Raw genomic sequence first — 19,243 nt, 5'->3', positions numbered from 1 at the left:
CGCCTCTCACTCTGCCGGCACCACCGTGACCGGGATGGCCGGATCACCCGCCGAGAGCTTCAACCCCTCCCACGGGATGGAGATCAGGCACTCGCGCAGGTGCTCCCGCGACTCCACGAGCGAGGGCAGTTCCACCGGTTCGCCGCCGCTCATGTAGGTGTGCTGGAGCAGCCGGTCGTTGGGCTGCCGGTCGGGCACGCCCAGCGGGACGACGACCTCCTCCGTGGCGGTGCCCGTCGGCTTGTGCCGGCGCACCGCCACCTTCCGGCCGCCGATCGTGGCCTTGTGCTCCGAGCGCTTCACCACGGGCCGGCCCTCGACCTCGACGAGCTTGTAGACGAGGCCGGCGGTGGGCGCCCCGGAGCCGGTGACCACGGCGGTGCCCGCACCGTACATGTCGACCGGCTCGGCGGCGAGCGCGGCGATGGCGTACTCGTCGAGGTCGCCCGAGACGATGATCTTCGTCTCGGTGGCGCCGAGCGAGTCGAGCAGCTCCCGGGACTGCTGGGCGATCACCGCGAGGTCGCCGGAGTCGATCCGGATCGCCCGCAGGTCGGTGCCCGCCACCGCGATCGCGTTGCGGATGCCCTGGCTGATGTCGTAGGTGTCGACGAGCAGCGTGGTGTCCTTGCCCAGCGTGTCGACCTGCGAGGCGAACGCGGCCCGCTCGTCGTCGTGCAGCAGGGTGAACGCGTGCGCCGCCGTGCCGGCCGTGGGGATGCCGTAGCGCCGGCCCGCCTCCAGGTTCGAGGTGAAGCCGAACCCGGCGAGGTACGCGGCGCGGGCGGCGGCCACCGCGGCGCCCTCGTGCGCGCGCCGGGAACCCATCTCGATGAGCGTACGGCCGCGGGCCGCGGTCACCATCCGGGCGGCGGCGGCCGCGACCGCGCTGTCGTGGTTGAGCACCGAGAGCACCAGCGTCTCCAGCACCACGCACTCGGCGAACCCGCCCGACACGGTCAGGATCGGGGAGTTGGGGAAGAAGAGCTCGCCCTCGGCGTACCCCTCGATGTCGCCGGTGAAGCGGTAGTCCCGCAGCCAGGCGGCGGCCTGCTCGTCGACCACGCCGGTGCGTCGCAGGAAGTCCACCTCGGCCTCGTCGAAGCGGAACTCGCGGATCAGCTCGACCAACCGGCCGGTGCCGGCGACCACTCCGTAGCGGCGCCCGGCCGGCAGCCGCCGGCTGAACACCTCGAAGACACAGCGGCGGTCGGCGGTGCCGTCGCGCAGCGCCGCGCTCACCATGGTCAGCTCGTAGTGGTCGGTCAGCAGTGCGGGGCGAAGGGTGCTCACGGCCCCAGCCTAGAGTTCAGCGCGCGTCGCCGCCCTCGTGCCCCGGGATCGCCCGGAGCGCCGCCCGCAGCTCGGCCCGGCCCGTCACGCCGAGCTTCACGTAGACGCGCTGGAGGTGGTTCTCCACCGTCCGGGCGGAGAGGAACAGCTTCTCCGCGATCGCCTTGCTGGTGGCACCCTGCGCGGCGAGTCGCGCCACCTCCCACTCCCGGTCGGTCAGCGCGGGCGTGCCCGCGCGCAGCGCCGGGGTGCAGATCACGTCGCAGCGGCTCAGCAGGGCGGCGAGGCGTTCCCGGGCCTCGCCCGCCGCGGCGGGCCGCTCCCGGCGCAGCCGGTGCAGCGCCGCGGCGGTCGCCTCCGCGGCGAACACGTTCAGCTCCAGCGCCGCGAAGTCGTCGGCCACCGCGAGCAGTTCGGTCGCCGAGCCGGCGACCGCGGCGCGGGCGTGCCGGGCCAGCCGCGGCGGCAGCTCCCCGTCGACACGTTCGGAGAGTTCGGTGAGGCGCTGGGCGACCGTGCGACGGCTCCCGTCCGAGCAGGTCGGGCCGACGCGGGCGCCCGCCTGGTCGAGGCGTACCAGGTCGTGCAGCACGTGCACCTCGTGGCCGGCGAACCCGTCGGCGCGCAGCCGGTCGACCAGGTCGGTGAGCTGCTTCACGGCGCCGGGCAGGTCGCCGGCCGCGGCGAGCGCCGCGCCCCGCGCCTGCTCCAGCCACGGGTACAGCACCGCCATCCCGGGCGCCTGGGTGCGGTCGGCCTCCGCCATCGCCTCGGCGGCCTGGGCCGCGTCGCCGCGCAGGGCGGCCGCCTGGACCCGTTCGGCCTGCGCCAGGCCGGCGTACACGCGGCTGGTGGCCAGCACGGCGCAGGCGCCGAGGCTGGTGCGCAGGGCGACGTCGCTCTGGCCGCGCAGCCGCGCGGCGTACGCCTGGAGGATGGCCAGGTAGCCGGTGCCGAGCCGGAAGTCCCCGGCGCCGGCGAGGTCGGCGAACTCGTCGGCCGCGATGGCGTCGATCCCGGCCAGGTCGCCCGCGAGCGTGAGGCGGGTGCCCCGGGCCAGTTCCAGAGCCAGCTGGAGGTACGGCATGTCCGCCCGCCAGCGGGCCGCCTCGGAGTGCACCTGGGCGATGGCCGTGCCGCTGCGGCGCAACTGCCCCTGCGCGGCCTGGAGGTAGCCGATGGTGCACCGGGCCAGTTCGCGCGCGGCGACGCTCGCGGCGGGGCGGTCCAGCACGGTCCGGCTGAGCTGCAGCGCGGTGGCGGTGTCGAGCCGGTGAAGCCGCATGATGGCCTCGAACGCCCGGACCCGGGCCTGGTCGGCGGAGTCGGTGAGGGTGGCGGCCCGCTCGGCGATCTCCTCCACCGTGGACTCGCGGCTCAGGCCCCAGTAGCTGACCATCCCCCGCACCGTGAGCCACCGGCTGAACCGCTGGCCGTCGGAGGCGTCGGGGGCCACGGATTCGAGCACCTCGATCGCCTCCTCCGGCCGGTCGGCGAACATCAGGATGGTGGCGAGCAGTTCCGCGGCGTCGAAGCCGCCGCCGGCGCCGAGGGCCGCGCGGGCGAGCCGGGTCGCCAGCGGTACGTCGTACCGGCTGAACGCCTGCCCGGCCGCCTCGAGCAGCAGCCCCGCGTCCTGCGCGGTGCCCGAGTCGAGCCGCCACACCGCCACCCGGAGCAGGTCGTCGCGGCGCCGCTTGCCCACCCGCTCCAGGAGTTCGGCCAGGTGGGCCTGCAGGCGCCGGGTGCGGCTGACCGGGCAGCGCCGGCGCATGACCTCGCCGTAGAGCGGGTGCGCGAGCCGGACGTTCGTGCGCCGGTCGTGCTGGATCACCGCGATGAGCCCGCGCTCCTCGGCGACCTCGACGTCGCGGGGATCGGCGGCCTGGTTGAGCAGGTGCAGGCCGAGCGGCTCGCCGAACGCGACCAGCTCCACCACGGCGCGCACGCCCGGGGTGAGCTGGCCGATGCGGGTGTCGATCAGGTCGGTCAGGTTGGGCGCCAGCTCCAGCCGGCCCGTCCACTTCCAGATCCCGTACGTGCGGGTCAGCTCCTCGCTGCCGGAGGCGGCGTGGATGAGTTCGCGCAGGAGCAGGGGGTTGCCGGCGGAGAGCCGACCCAGCCGGTCGGCGGTGCCGGCGTCGACCGGGCCGCCGAGGATCTCGGCGAGCAGCCCGGCGGTCTCGGCCGGGGCCATGGGGCTGAGTTCGGCCTTGTCCACCAGGTCGTCGGTCCACAGTGCCCGGATCGGCAGGGGGATCTCCTCGCCGTCGCGCAGGGTTCCGATCACCGTGGCGTTGTCGGCGCGCGCCACGAGGTGCACGAGCGCCGCCGACGGCTGGTCGAGCAGGTGGGCGTCGTCGATGGCCAGCACGATGCGACGCCCGGCCGCCTGCTGTTGGAGCACGTCGAGCGCCCAGCGCAGGATGCCGGCCGGCGACAGCCCCTGCGGCTGTTCGGCGGGGAGCACCTGCACGAGCCCGCCGAAGGGGAGCGACGCCGTGGTGGCGCTCGCGGCGATCGACCAGATCGCGTAGCGGTCGGTGGGCAGCGCCGCGACACCCTCGCGGAGCAGACGGCTCTTCCCGATGCCGGCGCTGCCGCTGAAGAACAGGCCGCGCCCCTCCGTGCCGGTCACCGCCGACAGCAGACGGTCGAGTTCGTCCCTGCGCCCCACGAAACTCCACGGACTCACCTCGGCAGCATATCCATCGAAATCTGTCCGGAGGCAGAGCGTCACGCACCGAAGTTGAGTAGTGCCGCAATTACTGGTGAGTATCCGAACTGTTCGGTGCGGGCCTCGGGTCGCTCGTAGTCTTCCGGCATCCGGGTTGGTTCTCCGGAGTTTCCACGCGGCCGGCCGCTGCCGGTCCGCCTGCCACGGGAGGTCGCCCAGATGAAGCCGGGTCCTCTCTCCTCGGTCGGCGTGCCCGGCGACCTGCCCGGGCCGGGCGACATGCCCCGGTGCACACCCCTGCCAACGCGGGTCGGGGTGGGCACGCCCGGCCCGGACGAGCCGCTCGGCGTGGTCGCCGTCGGCCCGGACGGCGCCGGCCGGCGCGCCGTGCTCGCCACCCTGCTCGACGTCGACCCCGCCCTGCTCGCGGTGCCCGACGGCAGCTGGCTGGTGATGCGGCACGCCGCCACGTCCACCCGGGCGGCGTACGTGCCGGGCTACCGGCAGCCGCACGCCTACGGTGCGGACCGGACGGCGGCCGGGCCCGCGCTCGCCCGCCCGCCCCGCCGGGTCGAGCTGCACCTGCCCGACCCGCTGCTGCGCCACTTCACCCTGGTCGACACGGCCGACACCGGAGCCCTGGGCCCCGCGGGCGTGCGGGTGCTGCTCGACGCGGCCGGGCGTGCCGGGGCGATGCTCTTCGTGATCGCCGCCGACCAGGCGTTCACCGCCGCGGAACTCAACCTGCTCGCGGAGGTCGCGCGTACCGACGTGGCGGTCTTCTTCGCGGTCACCCCTGGCTCGGCCGGTTGGGCCGGGTCCGACAGCACGGCGCCGACGGAGGACGCGGGGGCGTCCGTCCCGCCGTCCGGGGCCGGGTCCCCCTCGCCCGGCCCCACGGTCGACCCGGTGGCGGTGGCGGTGGAGGCCCACCGCGCCGCGCTCCTCTCCGCCGTTCCCGGCCTCGCCGGAGCGCGGTGGTTCGCACTGCACGACGGCGACGTCGCGGCCGACGTGCGGCGCGCCCTCGTCGGCTGGGCGGCCGACGAGGGGCTGCGTCGTGCCGGCTCCGACCCGCCGGTCCTGCCCGGTGAGCACGCCCGCGTGCCCGTGGCGGCAGACCCGGGTGACTGGTCGGAACGCCTCGACCGGCAGAGCCGCACGTGCGCCCAGCGGATCCGCCAGCACCTCGCACTCGAGCTCGCCAACATCCACCTGCGCGTCGTCCAGGAGATCGTCTTCGGGGTCGGCTGCGCGGGGCTGCCGCAGCTGCTCGACCGCGAGATGGAGGCCCTGTCGCTGCTCGCCACCGCCCAGTGCGACCGGGCCGTGCGGGGGATCGTGGACGACGCCGTCGCCCGCGTCTTCGGCGCGCCGCTGCCCGAGGGCGTGCACCGCCGGGTGACGCAGGCCATGCGCTGGGGGATGACGGAGGACCGCACCGCCCGGGAACTCGACCGCGTGCTGCTGGTCACGAGCACGGCGGGCGTGGCCGGGCTGACCGGTGACGGCGCGATCGACGCGCTGGCCGGATATCCCCGCGCCGCCCGGGTCGAACTCCTTCCGCCGGTCGCCGTCGCCCTCTCCGGCGGCTGCTGGCAGCACTGGCGCAGCCCCGGCAACGACAACCCGAACGACGCGCGGGCGTGGGCCCAGCGCGCGCTGCGGGAGGTCGAGCTGGAGCTGTCCCGGGAGATCTCCCGGCGATTCGAGGTCGTCCGTCTCTCCCTGGGTGCGGTGCTCTCCGATGCGGTCGACCACGGCATCCTGCTCGCCTGACGGCGCTGTCGTCGTCCGGCCCGCCGGCCCGGCCCGCCCACCCCTCGGGCCCGGTGCCGGCGGGTCCGGGCCGCCCCGGCACGGCGATCCGGGCCGTTCCGGCGTTCCGGTTCCTCGGTTCCCGGAAACCGGTGGCACGATGGGGGGCATGGCGGCTCCGCAGGTTGCACCGGTCGAGACGCCGGACACCGAAGAGGTGCCGGCCTCGGACCGGCCGTGGGTGACGATCGTGTGGGATGACCCGGTCAACCTCATGACGTACGTGACCTGGGTCTTCCAGAAGCTCTTCGGCTACAGCCGGGAGAAGGCCGAGAAGCTGATGCTGGACGTGCACCACAAGGGGCGCGCCGTCGTCTCCAGCGGCGCGCGCGAACGCATGGAGCACGACGCGTCGCAGCTGCACGCGTACGGGCTGTGGGCGACGGTGGACCGGTCGTGAGCGCGATCAGTGAGTCGGTCCCGCGAGCCCCGCGGTCGGGAACGGGGATGGCGCCGTGAGCATGTTCCGCCGCCAGGGCGACCGCTACGTCGCCACGTTCGCCGTCGACGAGGTGCGGGTGCTCCGCAAGGTCGCCTCCGAGGTGGTGGGTCTGCTCACCGACGGCTTCGACCACTCCGACCCGGTGGTGGGCCGGCTCTTCCCGGAGGTCTATCCGGACGACCCGAGGAGCACCGCCGAGTTCCGCCGTTACACCGAGGGCGACCTCAAGACCGCGAAGATCGACCAGGCGGGCGCCATCCTCGCGGCGCTGCCCGGCGAGACCGGCGGTGAGGTGCGGCTGGACGCGGAGGCGGCCGAGGCGTGGCTGCGCGCGTTGAACGACGCCCGGCTCGCGATGGGGGTCCGGCTGGAGATCAAGGACGGCACGGACCTCGGGGAGGAACTGGACGAGGCCGTCGCGGAGGACCCGACCTCCAGCCGGGTGTTCCAACTGTCGGTCTACGCGTATCTCGGGTATCTCCAGGAGTCCCTGCTCAACGCCCTGATCGACGAGGCGTGACCGCCGCCACTTCGCCGGGCCGCCCCGCCAGGCGTTAGGCTGGAGCGCGTGCTGAGCATCGACCGGTCGATCGTCGAGGCGATCGTGGCCCACGCGCGCCGGGACCACCCGGATGAGGCGTGCGGCGTCGTCGCCGGTCCCGTGGGCAGCGACACCCCGACCCGGCACATTCCGATGGACAATGCCGCCCGCTCCATGACGTTCTACGAGTTCGACTCGATGGAGCAGCTGCGGGTGTGGCGTGAGATGGACGAGCGGGACGAGGAGCCCGTCGTCATCTACCACTCGCACACCGCGACCGAGGCGTACCCGTCGCGTACGGACGTCTCCTTCGCCGGTGAACCGGGCGCGCACTACCTGCTCGTCTCCACCCGCGACCCCGACCGGGAGGAGATCCGCTCCTTCCGCATCGTCGACGGCGTGGTGACCGAGGAGCCGGTCCGGATCGTGGACGCCGCGGTGGACCCGCACGCCGTGCAGTCCTACATGTTCGGGCAGAGCCCGGCGACGGTCGACTACGAGTGTTCCGGCCGCTGAACCCCGCGGCGCAACACCCGTCCACGTCCCGTCACCGAGGCACACCCGAGAAGGAGCACGACACCATGGCCATCGAGGTTCGCATCCCCACCATCCTGCGCAGCTACACCGGCGGCGCGAAGGTCGTCGAGGGCACCGGCGACACGCTGGGCGACCTGCTCACCGACCTGGACTCCCGGCACAGCGGCCTGCGGGCCCGCCTCGTCACCGACGCCGGCGCCCTGCACCGCTTCGTCAACGTCTACGTCAACGACGAGGACGTCCGCTTCCTCGGGGCGCTGGACGCCAAGCTCAACGACGGTGACAGCGTGACGATCCTGCCGGCCGTCGCCGGGGGCGCGTTCGGCTTCGCCGCCGCGGCCGCGATCGCGCAGCACAAGCTGGCGGCCGTCGCGACCGTGGCGGACGGCGAGGCCGGCCGCCGCGTCTCCGCCGCGCGCTGAGGCGGCCGCCATGGCGCGGTACGACAGCCTGCTCGACGCGTGCGGCGGCACCCCTCTGGTCGGCCTGCCCCGGCTGTCGCCGACGGTCCCCGCCGGTGCGCCGCCGGTGCGCCTCTGGGCCAAGCTGGAGGACCGGAACCCGACCGGCAGCATCAAGGACCGGGCGGCACTGTTCATGGTCCGGGCGGCCGAGGAGGCCGGGCGGCTGCGTCCGGGTGACACGATCCTCGAGCCGACGAGCGGCAACACCGGCATCTCCCTGGCCATGGTGGCGAAGCTGCGCGGCTACCGGCTGGTCTGCGTGATGCCGGAGAACGTGTCGACCGAGCGCGTCCAGCTCCTCCGGATGTACGGCGCGGAGATCATCTTCTCGCCGGCGGCCGGGGGATCGAACCAGGCGGTCGCCACGGCCAAGCAGATCGCGGCCGACCACCCCGACTGGGTGATGCTCTACCAGTACGGCAACGAGGCGAACGCCCGGGCCCACTACGAGACGACGGGTCCGGAGCTGCTGCACGACCTGCCGACGATCACCCACTTCGTGGCCGGTCTGGGCACCACGGGCACGCTCATGGGCACGGGGCGGTACCTGCGGGAGAAGGTCGAGGGGATCCAGATCGTCGCCGCCGAGCCGCGCTACGGCGAGCTGGTCTACGGGCTGCGCAACATCGACGAGGGGTACGTCCCGGAGCTGTACGACGCCACGGTGCTGTCCCGGCGGTTCTCGGTGGGCACCCGGGACGCGGTGCTGCGGACGCGGCAACTGGTCGAGGTGGAGGGGATCTTCGCCGGTTTCTCGACCGGCGCGATCCTGCACGCCGCGCTCGCGGTGGCGCACGAGGCGGCGCGGGCGGGGCGCCGCGCCGACGTGGCGTTCGTGGTGGCCGACGGCGGGTGGAAGTACCTGTCCACCGGGGCGTACGGCGGCACGCTGGCCGACGCCGAGGAGGCCCTGGAGGGACAGCTCTGGGCCTGAGCGCGGCACGCCGCCACCGGGCCGTCCGGCGCTCGCACGGGAGCGCCGGCGGCCCCGCCACGCGGGCTCCGGCGCTCACGCTGCGCGACGAATCGGGGTGGCGTCCGGCCGTGGTCCGGCGGGCCGTCCGGCGCGGGTGTCACCTTGGTGACAACTTCCAGCGGATGATGTTTGCGCCCATGCGTGCCGGCGTAGGCTCCCCAGCGTGGCGTACACGTCGGTCGAGATCATGAGCCGAGCGGCGACCGGCGCGGCGACTACGCGGCGTGACGGCGAGACGACTCGATGCGACTGACCATCCTGGGCTGCGCGGGAAGTTTCCCCGGACCAGAGTCCCCCTGCTCCGCCTACCTGGTCGAGGCCGACGGATTCCGCCTGCTGCTCGACTTCGGCTCGGGATCGCTGTCCAGCCTCCAACGCTACGCGGGCCTGCACTCCCTGGACGCCATCCTCCTGACCCACCTGCACTGCGACCACATCCTCGACGCCGTGTCGTACGTGGTGGTCCGCCGGTACTCACCGGACGGCCCGTACCCGGTCCTGCCGGTCTACGCCCCCTCCGGCGCCCCGGACCGGCTCATGGCCGCGTACGGCGACGGCACGATGGACGACGTCTACCAGTTCTACGGCCTGCAGCCCGGCACGTTCCCGATCGGGCCGCTGACCGTGACCGTCGACCGGGTCAACCACCCCGTCGAGACGTACGGGGTGCGGCTGGAGCACGACGGGCGGGTGCTCTGCTACTCCGCCGACACGGCCCCCTGCGACGCGCTGCTGCGGCTCGCCCAGGACGCGGACGTCTTCCTCTGCGAGGCGAGCTACCTCGACGGTGTGGAGAACCCGCCGGACCTGCACCTGACCGGCCGGGAGGCCGGCGAGGCGGCCACCAAGGCGGGCGTACGGCGGCTGCTGCTCACCCACCTGGTGGCCGCCTGGGGCAGCGAGGCGCACACCGTCGAGTCCGCCGCCTCCGCGTACGCCGGGCCGCTCGAGGTCGTGCGGGCCGGCGCCAGCTACGAGGTCTGACGCCGACGACCGGCTCTTGCCGCACTGTTCGCCGGCCCGTCAGCGCCCGGTCGCCTGGCGCACCCGTGACACCCGCACGGTGTGGGCATGCGGATCGCCATCGTGACCGAGTCGTTCCCGCCGGACGTGAACGGCGTCGCGCACTCCGTCGTCCGGGCCGCCGAACACCTGGTCGCCCGCGGCCACGAGCCGCTGGTCGTCGCGCCCGCCCCGCCGGGCGCCGAGCGGCACGACGCCGGCGCGTACCCCTATCCGGTCGTCCGGATCCCCAGCGTGCCGATGCCCGGCTACCAGGGCTTCCGGCTGGGCGTGCCCACCGGTCCCCGCCTGGCCGGGGTGCTGCTCGGGCACCGGCCGGACGTCGTCCACCTGGCAAGCCCCTTCGTCCTGGGCGCCCGCGCGGCCACGCTCGCGGCGCGGCACCGCCTGCCGTCCGTGGCCGTCTACCAGACCGACGTGGCGTCGTACGCGCGCGCGTACCGGCTGAGTTGGGGAGAGGCGGCCGCGTGGCGGCGGCTGCGCGAGATCCACAACTCGGTGGGGCGCACCCTCGCCCCGTCCACCCGGGCCGCCGCCGACCTGATCGCCAACGGGGTGCAGCGGATCTGGCTGTGGCGCCGCGGCGTGGACGCGGAACGGTTCCAGCCGGCCAGACGCTGCGACGACCTGCGGGCCCGGCTCGCGCCGAACGGCGAACTGCTCGTCGGCTACGTCGGCCGGCTCGCCCCGGAGAAGCGGGTCGACCTGCTGGCGTCCGTCGCGCGGTTGCCCGGTGTCCGGGTGGTCGTCGCCGGCGACGGCCCGGTCCGGCGGCAGTTGGCCCGGGCCCTGCCGGAGGTCACCTTCCTCGGCGTGCAGCACGGCGAGGACCTGGCCCGCCTCTACGCGAGCCTCGACGTGTTCGTGCACACCGGCCCGCACGAGACGTTCGGGCAGACCGTGCAGGAGGCGCTGGCCAGCGGTGTGCCGGTGGTGGCGCCGGCGGCCGGCGGCCCGGTGGACCTCGTCGAGACCGGGGTGACCGGCGTGCTGGTGCCGCCGGGGGACGGGGAGGCGCTGGCCGCCGCGGTGGCCGCGCTGGGCGCTGACGAGTCGCGGCGGGCGGCGTACGGGCGGGCCGCCCGGGCTGCGGTGCGCCGGCGCAGCTGGGCGGTGGTGGGCGACGAGCTGATCGGGCACTACGAGGCGGTCGTCGCCGGGGCCTCCGCCGTCGCGGACCTGTCGGCCGCCTCGTGACCGCCCCCGCACCCGGTGGCGGCCTGCGGATCGTCCGGCTGGCCAACTTCGTGACCACCCGCTCCGGTGGGCTGCGGACCGCGCTGCGCCACCTCGGGGAGGGCTACCGGGCGGCCGGGCACGAGGCGGTGCTCATCGTGCCCGGTCCGCGCCACGCCGACGAGCGGCACCCGTGGGGACGACTGATCACCCTGCCCGGCCCGGAACTGCCGGGAAGCGGCGGGTACCGGCTGCTCGTCGGGCGCCACCGGCTCACCCGGCTGCTCGCCGGTCTCGCGCCGGACCGGCTGGAGGTCTCCGACCGCTTCACGCTGCGCTGGACCGGCCGCTGGGCGCGGGCCCACGGGGTGCCCGCGGTGATGGTGTCGCACGAGTCGCTGACCGGCCTGCTGGGACAGTGGGGCGTGCCGGACCGGTGGGGCCGCCCGCTGGCCGACGGGCTCAACCGGCGCACCGCCGGGGCGTACGACCGGGTGGTCTGCACGACCCGCTGGGCCGCGGAGGAGTTCACCCGGATCGGCGTGGCGAACCTCGACCTCGTGCCGCTCGGGGTGGACCTCGACACGTTCCGGCCCGAGCGGGCCGACCCCGACCTGCGCGACCGGTACGCCGACCCCGGCGAGGTGCTGCTCGTGCACTGTGCCCGGTTGTCCCCGGAGAAGCGTCCCGACCTGGCCGTCGACGCGCTCGCCACGCTGCGCCGGGCGGGCGTGCCCGCGGTGCTCGTGATGGCCGGTGACGGCCCCGTACGGGACGCGCTGCGCCGCCGCGCCGCGGGGCTGCCCGTCCACTTCACCGGCTTCCTGCCCGACCGGCTCGCGGTGGCCGCCCTGCTCGCGACCGCCGACGTGGTGCTCGCACCCGGCCCCGTGGAGACGTTCGGCCTGGCCGGGCTGGAGGCGCTGGCCAGCGGCACGCCGGTCGTTGTCAACGCGGCGAGCGCCCTGCCCGAGGTGGTCGGCCCGGCCGGCATGGCGGCGTACGGCTCACCGGCCGGCATCGCGGCCGCGGTGACCCGGCTGCTCGCCCGGCCCGAGGCGGCCCGCCGCCGCGTGGCCCGCGCCCGTGCCGAGGAGTTCGGCTGGCCCGCCGCGGTGACCGGGTTCCTGCGGGTGCACGACGCCAAACCGGCGGGCACGCTCGCCGTCCTCTGACCCGGTCCGGCGGCCGTGGTCGACGGCCCGGCGGGGTGTGGGCCGGGACACCCGCACGGCGCGATCACCGCACCGCATAGGGTGCAGGCATGGCGCGACCCGACGGGCGACGGCCCGACCAACTCCGACCGGTGACGCTGACCCGGGGCTGGAGCACCCATCCGGAGGGCTCGGTGCTCGTCGGGTTCGGCGCGACCCGGGTGCTCTGCACGGCGAGCGTGACCGAGGGGGTGCCCCGCTGGCGCAAGGGCTCCGGCCTCGGCTGGGTCACGGCCGAGTACGCCATGCTGCCCCGCGCCACCAACACGCGCTCCGACCGGGAGAGCGTGAAGGGGAGGATCGGCGGGCGTACGCACGAGATCTCCCGGCTGATCGGCCGCAGCCTGCGCGCCTGCGTCGACCTCAAGGCGCTCGGCGAGAACTCGATCGTGCTCGACTGCGACGTGCTCCAGGCCGACGGCGGCACCCGTACGGCGGCGATCACGGGCGCGTACGTGGCCCTCTACGACGCGGTGACCTGGCTGGCCGAGCGCAAGGCGCTGGTCGGCCGGCCCGAGACGGTGATGCACCGGTCGGTGGCCGCGGTCAGCGTGGGCGTCGTCGCCGGGGAGGCCCGCCTCGACCTCTGCTACGAGGAGGACGTGGCCGCCGAGGTCGACATGAACGTGGTCTGCACCGGCACCGGCGACTTCGTCGAGGTGCAGGGCACCGGGGAGGCCGGCGTGTTTCCCCGGAGTCAGCTCGACGCCCTGCTCGACCTGGGCGTCGCGGGCTGCGCGGAACTGGCCGACATCCAGCGGAAGGCTCTCTCGTGAGCGTGCGAGCCCCGCGGTCGTGAACGAAGGCGGAACGCTATGAACAAGGTCCTGCTCGCCACCCGGAACCGCAAGAAGCTGGTGGAGCTCCAGCGGATCCTGGACGGGGCGCTCGGCGCGCACCGGATCGCCCTGCTCGGCCTCGACGACGTCGAGGAGTACCCGGAGCTGCCGGAGACCGGCCTGACGTTCGGCGAGAACGCGCTCATCAAGGCGCGGGAGGGGTTCCGCCGGACCGGCCTGCCCACCATCGCGGACGACTCCGGCCTGGCCGTCGACGCGATGGGCGGGATGCCCGGCGTGTTCAGCGCCCGGTGGTCCGGCCGGCACGGTGACGACCAGGCGAACCTCCAACTGCTGCTCGACCAGCTCGCCGACGTGCCCGACGAGCACCGGGGCGCCTCGTTCGTCTGCACCGTCGCCCTCGTGCTGCCGGGCGGCAAGGAGCACCTGGTCGACGGCCGGCAGTCCGGCCGGCTGCTGCGCGCGCCGCGCGGCGACGGTGGCTTCGGCTACGACCCGATCTTCGTGGGTGACGGGCAGACCAAGACCAACGCGGAGCTGACGCCGGAGGAGAAGGACGCGATCAGCCACCGCGGCAAGGCGCTGCGCGAGCTGGCGAAGCTCGTCGCGAAGGTGCTCCCGGCCGACGCGGGCTGACCGGACGCGCCGCCACCGGTCGCGGTGGCGGCGCGCCCCCGCGCCGTCGGTCAGGCCAGCGGGCCGACCTCGCGTTCGATCGCCGCGCGCAGCGCGGGACCGCGCAGCACCTCCCGGGCGGTCTCCATGAGCGGGGCGAGGAACACGTCCGGGCCCGGCTCGCCGGCGATCCCGCCGAGCGCCGCGACGGCGGCCCGGCCGGCCGGCGACGGGGTCAACGGGGCCCGAAGCTGGAGTCCGCGCACCGCGGCCAGCAGCTCGACCGCCAGCACGCTGGTCAGGTTGTCGAGCACCGTCCGCAGCTTCTTGGTGGCCGCCCAGCCCATCGAGACGTGGTCCTCCTGCATGCCGCTCGTGGGCAGCGAGTCCACGGAGGCGGGCGAGGCGAGGCGACGGTTCTCCGCGACGATGCCGGCGGCCGTGTACTGGGCGATCATCAGGCCGGAGTTGACACCGGCGTCGGGGGTGAGGAACGCCGGCAGGTCCCGGGACCGGGTGACGTCCAGCAGCCGGTCGACCCGCCGCTCGGCGATCGCCCCCACCTCCGAGGCGGCAATGGCCAGGAAGTCCGCGGCGAAGCCGAGCGGGGCGCCGTGGAAGTTCCCGGTCGACTCGACCCGGCCGTCGGGCAGCACCACGGGGTTGTCCACCACCGACAGCAGCTCGCGGTCGGCCACCGTCCGGGCGAACTCCAGCGTGTCCCGGGCCGCCCCGGCCACCTGCGGCGCGCAGCGCATCGAGTACGCGTCCTGCACGGCGTGCGCCAGGTCGTCGCGGTGCGAGTCCATCACCGCCGAGTCCTGCAGCAGCCGGTGGATGTTCGCGGCCGAGGCCGCCTGGCCGGGGTGCGGGCGGATGGCGTGCAGCTCGGGCAGGAACGGCCGCTCGGACCCGAGCATCGCCTCGATGGCCAGCGCGGCGGTCACGTCGGCCATGGTGAACAGGTGGGCGGCGTCGTGCAGCGCGAGCAGGAGCATGCCGAGCATGCCGTCGGTGCCGTTGATCAGCGCCAGCCCCTCCTTGGCGGCCAGCTCGATCGGCGCGAGACCGGCGCGGCGCAGCGCGTCGGCCGCGTCGACCCGTTCCCCGGCGGGGCCGAGCACCCAGCCCTCGCCGAGCAGGACCAGGGCGCAGTGCGCCAGCGGCGCGAGGTCCCCGGAGGCGCCGAGCGAACCGTGCTCCGGCACCCACGGGGTGACGTCGTGGTTCAGCAGGTCGACCAGGGCCTCGGCGACCAGCGGCCGGACGCCGGAGCGGCCCATCGCCAGCGAGCGGATCCGCAGCAGCATCATGGCCCGGACCACCTCGCGCGGCATGGGCGCGCCCACGCCGGCGGCGTGCGAGCGGATCAGCGCGTGCTGCAGCTCGGCCCGGCGCTCCGGGGCGACGAACGTGTTGGCGAGCGCCCCGAAGCCGGTGGAGACGCCGTAGACGGGCCGGCCGGCCGCCTCGATGCCGTCCACGATCGCGCGGCTGGTCGCCATCGCGTCCGTGGCGGCCGGGTCGAGCACGACCTTGGCGGTGCCGCGGGCCACGGCGAGCACGTCGGCGGGGGTGATCCCGGTGGGATGGACGGTCACGCTCATGCCAGGGCCTCGTTCCGGCTGATGGTTCGTTCGCGTTGCTCACTCACTGCGGTACTCCGTTGTGCAGGACCCGGCGGATCAGGGGCACACCCGGCCGGTAGGCCAGGTGCAGGTGGGACGGGGCGTCGAGGACGACCAGGTCGGCGCGGGCGCCGGGGCGCAGCACCCCGATGTCGTCGCGGCGCAGGGCCCGCGCGCCGCCGGCGGTCGCGGCCCAGACCGCCTCCGCCGGGGTCATCCGCATCTCGCGGACGGCGAGCGCGATGCAGAAGGGCATCGACGAGGTGTACGACGACCCGGGGTTGCAGTCGGTGGCCAGGGCCACCGTGACGCCCGCGTCGAGCAGCCGGCGCGCGTCCGGGTAGGGCGAGCGGGTAGAGAACTCCGCCCCGGGCAGCAGGGTGGCCACGGTCGAGGTCCCGCCGTCGTCCGTGCCGGTGGACGCGAGCGCCTCGACGTCGGCGTCGGAGAGGTGCGTGCAGTGGTCCACGCTGGCCGCGCCGAGTTCCACGCCGAGCCGCACGCCCGGTCCCGGGCCGAGCTGGTTGGCGTGCACCCGCACGCCGAGCCCGACCGCCTGGCCGCAGGCGAGGATCGCGCGGGCGTGGTCCACGTCGAAGGCGCCCCGCTCGCAGAACACGTCGATCCAGCGGGCGTACGGGGCTGCCGCCGCGAGCATGGGCCCGCACACCATCCCCACGTAGTCGTCGGGACGGTCGGCGTACTCGGCGGGGACGACGTGCGCGCCGAGGAACGTGGTGTCCTCGGTGAACTCGGCGGCGATCCGCAGCGAGCGGGCCTCGTCGGCCACCGTGAGCCCGTACCCGCTCTTGATCTCGATGGTCGTGGTGCCCTGCCGCAGCGCCTCGGCGCGCAGGCGGCGCACGGTGGCGCGCAGCTCGTCGTCGCTGGCCGCGCGGGTGGCGCCGACCGTGGTGCGGATGCCGCCCCCGGTGTACGGTTCGCCGGCCATCCGGGCCGCGAACTCGGCCGCGCGGTCCCCGGCGAAGACCAGGTGGGCGTGGCTGTCCACGAACCCGGGCAGCACGGCGGCTCCCGCGGCGTCGACCCGACGGTCGGCGGCCGGGGCGTACCGGGCCGGGCCGACCCAGGCGACCAGCCCGTCCTCGACCAGCAGCGCGGCGTCGCGCCGGATGCCCAGCGGCCCGCCCCCGCCGCCGGGTGAGTTGGTGACCAGCTCGCCGATGTTGTCGACCAGCAGGCTCCCGTTCACGGTGCCCCCTTCGTTCGCGACCGCGGGGCTCGCCGGCCCGGCTCGCTCCTTGCGCTCACGGTGTCACCGCCGCGATCGCCGCGCCCAGTTCGGCCGGTACATCGACCACCCGGTGCCGCCCCTCGGCGACGACGGTCCGGCCGTCGACGACCACGTGGGTGACGTCGGCCGCGGTGGCCGCGAACAGCGCGCCGACCGGCGGCACGCCGGCGGTGCGGGCGCTGTCCAGGCGTACGGTGACGAGGTCGGCCCGGTCGCCCACCGCCAGCCGCCCGGCGTCGGTCCAGCCCAGCGCGGCGTGGCCGCCGGCCGTGGCCGCGGTCAGCAGCTCGACGGGGGAGAAGTGCCCGCGCCGGCGGGTACGCAGCCGCTCGTCCAGCTCCACGGCCCGCGCCTCCTCGAACAGGTCGATGACGGCGTGGCTGTCGCTGCCCAGGCTGAGCGGGCTTCCCGTGTCGGCCATCCGGCGGGCCGGTCCGATACCGTCCGCCAGGTCCCGTTCGGTCGTGGGGCAGAGGCAGACGCCCGTGCGGGACTCCCCGAGCAGCCCTACGTCGGCGCTCGTGGGGTGGGTGGCGTGCACGGCGGTGGTGGCCGGGCCGAGGACCTGCCGGTCGGCGAGCAGCCGGGTCGGGGTGCAGCCGTGCACCGCGCGGCAGGCGTCGTTCTCGGCCGGCTGCTCGGAGAGGTGCACGTGCAGCGGCGCGTCCCGGTCCCGCGCCCAACGGGCCACGGTGCTCAGTTGCTCGGCCGGTACGGCCCGGACCGAGTGCACGGCGGCGCCGACCCGGGCGTGCCCGCCGGCCGGCGTGAAGGCGCTCACCCGCTCGCCCCAGCGCACCGCGTCCCCGTCGCCGAAGCGCCGCTGCGGCCCGGCCAGCGGCCGGCCGTCCACGGAGGCGGTCAGGTAGCAGGCGTCCAGCAGCGTGAGCCGGACGCCGGCCTGCGCGGCGGCCTCGACGAGGGCGGCGCTCATGGCGTTCGGGTCGTCGTACGGGGTGCCGCCCGGGCCGTGGTGCAGGTAGTGGAACTCGCCCACGCAGGTGATCCCCGCGAGCGCCATCTCGGCGTAGGTGGCCCGGGCCAGCGCGAGGTACGAGTCCGGGTCGAGCCGGCCGGCCACGTCGTACATCTGGTCGCGCCAGGTCCAGAAGTCGCCCCGCCCGCCGTGCGTACGCCCGCGCAGCGCCCGGTGGAAGGCGTGCGAGTGCGCGTTGGCCAGCCCGGGCAGCGTGAGCCCGGGCAGCCGTACCGCGTCGGTGAGCACCTCGACCCCGGTGGTCGGCGCGTCGCCGCCGGTCAGCGGCGTCACGGCGGTGAAGCGCCCGTCCTCCGCCTCGATGAGCACGTCGGCGGTCGGTTCGGCGTGGTCGGGGAGCCAGGCGTACTCGGCCAGCCAGCGGGTCAGCGGCATGTCAGCTCCTCCAGCACCCGGGCCAGGGCGGCCACCCCGGCGGCGCAGTCGGCGTCGGTGGCCGACTCGGCGGGGGAGTGGGAAATGCCGGTGGGGTTCCGGACGAAGAGCATGGCCGTCGGCAGGTGCCCGGCGAGCACGCCGGCGTCGTGGCCGGCGCCGGTGGGCAGCACCGGCGCGGCCAGCAGCCGGGCCAGCCGGTCGGCCAGGCCGCCGTCGAAGGCGACGAGCGGGGTCGCCGACTCCTCGGTCAGCGTGACCTCGGTGCCGTCGCGCCGGGCCCGCTCGACCGCCTTGTCGCGCACGGCCTCGACCAGCCCGCTGAGCGTCTCCGGCTCGGCCGCCCGCGCGTCCAGCCAGCCGGTCACCCGCGACGGGATCGCGTTCGTGGCGTTCGGCGCCACCGACACCCGGCCGACCGTGGCGTGGGCGCCGCGCAACCGCGCCTCCTTGTTCGCGGCCAGCACCGTGAACGCGTACGTCAGCATCGGGTCGCGGCGGTCGCCCATCCGGGTGGTGCCCGCGTGGTTGCCCTCGCCGGTGAAGTCGAAGCGCCAGCGGCCGTGCGGCCAGATGGCGCTGGCCACGGCGACGGGCGCGGCGGTGTCGGCCAGCGCGCGGCCCTGCTCGACGTGCAGCTCGACGAAGGACCGGAACCGGCCGAGCAGCTCCGGGCGGGCGCCGGCCGGCGGGTGGCCCAACGCCTCGGCGAAGCTCACCCCGTCGGCGTCGCGCAGCAGCGCGGCCCGCTCCGCCGGCAGCGCCCCGGTGAGCAGCCGCGACCCGAGGCACGGTACGCCGAACCGGGCGCCCTCCTCCTCCACGAACGCCCCGACGGCCAGCGGGCGGGCGGGCGCGACGCCCGCCTCCCGCAGCGCGTCGACGGCGAGGAACGCGCTCACGATGCCGAGCGGGCCGTCGTACGCCCCGCCGTGCGGCACGGAGTCGAAGTGGCTGCCGGTCAGCACCGCGTCACCGGCCTCCGGGTCGCCCCACCAGGCGAACAGGTTGCCGTTGCCGTCCTCGGTCACCGGCAGGTCGCGGGCCGCCGCCTGGTCGCGGAACCAGGCACGCAGCCGCAGCTCCGGCTCGGTGAGCGCGTACCGCAGGTAGCCGCCGCTGCCCGCGTCCCGCCCGATCGGCGCGATCTCGTCCCACAGCTTCCGGAACCGCGCGACCAGGTCACTCATGCCGCCACCTCGCTTCGCTCGGCGCCGGCATGAGGCACCTCCGCGCTGCGCCGATGATTCGCTCGCTGACGCTCGCTCATGCCGCCACCTCGCTCCGCTCGGCGCCGGCATGAGGCACCTCCGCGCTGCGCCGATGATTCGCTCGCTGACGCTCGCTCATGCCGCCACCTCGCTCCGCTCGGCGCCGGCATGAGGCACCTCCGCGCTGCGCCGATGATTCGC

At 75.2% G+C, this 19,243-nt stretch carries 17 protein-coding genes; 11 read left to right on the top strand and 6 right to left on the bottom strand.

The annotated features are described in order from the left end of the window. Window positions 1–6 precede the first annotated feature (6 nt). Entirely contained in the window at window positions 7–1,293 is a 1,287-nt protein-coding gene (locus D7I43_RS19385; protein ID WP_120329957.1) for a nicotinate phosphoribosyltransferase, read from the bottom strand. A 16-nt stretch (window positions 1,294–1,309) separates the two neighbouring features. Then, window positions 1,310–3,988 (bottom strand): LuxR C-terminal-related transcriptional regulator, encoded by a 2,679-nt coding sequence (locus tag D7I43_RS34110; protein WP_120329956.1) that lies wholly within the window; start codon window positions 3,986–3,988, stop codon window positions 1,310–1,312. Between the two features lie 201 nt (window positions 3,989–4,189). On the opposite strand from D7I43_RS34110, the gene D7I43_RS19375 reads away from it, so the two are divergent. From D7I43_RS19375 to rdgB, 11 genes are all read left to right on the top strand, one after another. Further along, on the top strand, window positions 4,190–5,749 hold the full coding sequence (locus tag D7I43_RS19375; protein ID WP_120329955.1) for a P-loop NTPase family protein: 1,560 nt from the start codon (window positions 4,190–4,192) through the stop codon (window positions 5,747–5,749). Window positions 5,750–5,897: 148 nt separating this feature from the next. Further along, window positions 5,898–6,188 (top strand): ATP-dependent Clp protease adapter ClpS, encoded by a 291-nt coding sequence (gene clpS / locus D7I43_RS19370; protein WP_120329954.1) that lies wholly within the window; start codon window positions 5,898–5,900, stop codon window positions 6,186–6,188. A gap of 61 nt (window positions 6,189–6,249) precedes the next feature. Beyond that, entirely contained in the window at window positions 6,250–6,750 is a 501-nt protein-coding gene (locus tag D7I43_RS19365; protein WP_192902208.1) for a DUF2017 domain-containing protein, read from the top strand. 48 nt (window positions 6,751–6,798) lie between these two features. Continuing rightward, window positions 6,799–7,287 (top strand): M67 family metallopeptidase, encoded by a 489-nt coding sequence (locus tag D7I43_RS19360; protein WP_120329952.1) that lies wholly within the window; start codon window positions 6,799–6,801, stop codon window positions 7,285–7,287. A 65-nt stretch (window positions 7,288–7,352) separates the two neighbouring features. Next, a complete protein-coding gene (locus tag D7I43_RS19355; protein WP_120330108.1) occupies window positions 7,353–7,730 on the top strand; it encodes a MoaD family protein in 378 nt (125 codons plus the stop codon). A 10-nt stretch (window positions 7,731–7,740) separates the two neighbouring features. Beyond that, window positions 7,741–8,706, top strand: a complete 966-nt coding sequence (locus D7I43_RS19350; protein WP_120329951.1) for a PLP-dependent cysteine synthase family protein — start codon at window positions 7,741–7,743, stop codon at window positions 8,704–8,706. Window positions 8,707–8,991: 285 nt separating this feature from the next. After that, complete coding sequence (locus D7I43_RS19345; protein WP_120329950.1) at window positions 8,992–9,732, top strand: MBL fold metallo-hydrolase; 741 nt, start codon at window positions 8,992–8,994, stop codon at window positions 9,730–9,732. 87 nt (window positions 9,733–9,819) lie between these two features. Then, window positions 9,820–10,968 (top strand): glycosyltransferase family 4 protein, encoded by a 1,149-nt coding sequence (locus D7I43_RS19340; RefSeq protein ID WP_120329949.1) that lies wholly within the window; start codon window positions 9,820–9,822, stop codon window positions 10,966–10,968. Further along, window positions 10,965–12,122, top strand: coding sequence for a glycosyltransferase (locus D7I43_RS19335; protein ID WP_120329948.1), 1,158 nt, complete (start codon window positions 10,965–10,967; stop codon window positions 12,120–12,122). Before D7I43_RS19340 ends, D7I43_RS19335 begins: the two co-directional genes overlap by 4 nt. Before the next feature lie 89 nt (window positions 12,123–12,211). Continuing rightward, window positions 12,212–12,937, top strand: coding sequence for a ribonuclease PH (rph, locus tag D7I43_RS19330; RefSeq protein ID WP_120329947.1), 726 nt, complete (start codon window positions 12,212–12,214; stop codon window positions 12,935–12,937). Between the two features lie 39 nt (window positions 12,938–12,976). Next, window positions 12,977–13,597 carry an RdgB/HAM1 family non-canonical purine NTP pyrophosphatase gene (gene rdgB / locus D7I43_RS19325; RefSeq protein ID WP_120329946.1) on the top strand — a complete coding sequence of 207 codons (621 nt, stop codon included), beginning with the start codon at window positions 12,977–12,979 and terminating at the stop codon, window positions 13,595–13,597. A 50-nt stretch (window positions 13,598–13,647) separates the two neighbouring features. On the opposite strand, the gene hutH is transcribed toward rdgB, so the two are convergent. Genes hutH through D7I43_RS19305 form a run of 4 tightly spaced genes read right to left on the bottom strand, consistent with a single transcriptional unit; the run spans window position 13,648 to window position 19,021 of the window. Next, window positions 13,648–15,183, bottom strand: a complete 1,536-nt coding sequence (gene hutH / locus D7I43_RS19320; protein ID WP_120329945.1) for a histidine ammonia-lyase — start codon at window positions 15,181–15,183, stop codon at window positions 13,648–13,650. Between the two features lie 43 nt (window positions 15,184–15,226). Next, a complete protein-coding gene (hutI, locus tag D7I43_RS19315; protein ID WP_120329944.1) occupies window positions 15,227–16,417 on the bottom strand; it encodes an imidazolonepropionase in 1,191 nt (396 codons plus the stop codon). Window positions 16,418–16,472: 55 nt separating this feature from the next. Beyond that, window positions 16,473–17,825 (bottom strand): formimidoylglutamate deiminase, encoded by a 1,353-nt coding sequence (locus D7I43_RS19310; protein ID WP_120330107.1) that lies wholly within the window; start codon window positions 17,823–17,825, stop codon window positions 16,473–16,475. Continuing rightward, on the bottom strand, window positions 17,822–19,021 hold the full coding sequence (locus D7I43_RS19305; RefSeq protein ID WP_120329943.1) for an allantoate amidohydrolase: 1,200 nt from the start codon (window positions 19,019–19,021) through the stop codon (window positions 17,822–17,824). The genes D7I43_RS19310 and D7I43_RS19305 overlap by 4 nt, the downstream gene beginning before the upstream one ends. Window positions 19,022–19,243: the final 222 nt, after the last annotated feature.

This window comes from Micromonospora globbae, from assembly GCF_003610785.1.
GTDB lineage: Bacteria > Actinomycetota > Actinomycetes > Mycobacteriales > Micromonosporaceae > Micromonospora > Micromonospora globbae.
Note: the sequence above shows the minus strand (reverse complement) of the source record. Positions and strands in the feature narration are given on the sequence as shown.

Coding starts and splice junctions, on each gene's coding strand:
- D7I43_RS19375 (WP_120329955.1), top strand. CDS start 4,190: ATGAAGCCGGGTCCTCTCTCCTCGGTCGGCGTGCCCGGCGACCTGCCC.
- clpS (WP_120329954.1), top strand. CDS start 5,898: ATGGCGGCTCCGCAGGTTGCACCGGTCGAGACGCCGGACACCGAAGAG.
- D7I43_RS19365 (WP_192902208.1), top strand. CDS start 6,250: ATGTTCCGCCGCCAGGGCGACCGCTACGTCGCCACGTTCGCCGTCGAC.
- D7I43_RS19355 (WP_120330108.1), top strand. CDS start 7,353: ATGGCCATCGAGGTTCGCATCCCCACCATCCTGCGCAGCTACACCGGC.
- D7I43_RS19350 (WP_120329951.1), top strand. CDS start 7,741: ATGGCGCGGTACGACAGCCTGCTCGACGCGTGCGGCGGCACCCCTCTG.
- D7I43_RS19345 (WP_120329950.1), top strand. CDS start 8,992: ATGCGACTGACCATCCTGGGCTGCGCGGGAAGTTTCCCCGGACCAGAG.
- D7I43_RS19340 (WP_120329949.1), top strand. CDS start 9,820: ATGCGGATCGCCATCGTGACCGAGTCGTTCCCGCCGGACGTGAACGGC.
- rph (WP_120329947.1), top strand. CDS start 12,212: ATGGCGCGACCCGACGGGCGACGGCCCGACCAACTCCGACCGGTGACG.
- rdgB (WP_120329946.1), top strand. CDS start 12,977: ATGAACAAGGTCCTGCTCGCCACCCGGAACCGCAAGAAGCTGGTGGAG.
- hutH (WP_120329945.1), bottom strand. CDS start 15,183: ATGAGCGTGACCGTCCATCCCACCGGGATCACCCCCGCCGACGTGCTC.
- D7I43_RS19305 (WP_120329943.1), bottom strand. CDS start 19,021: ATGAGTGACCTGGTCGCGCGGTTCCGGAAGCTGTGGGACGAGATCGCG.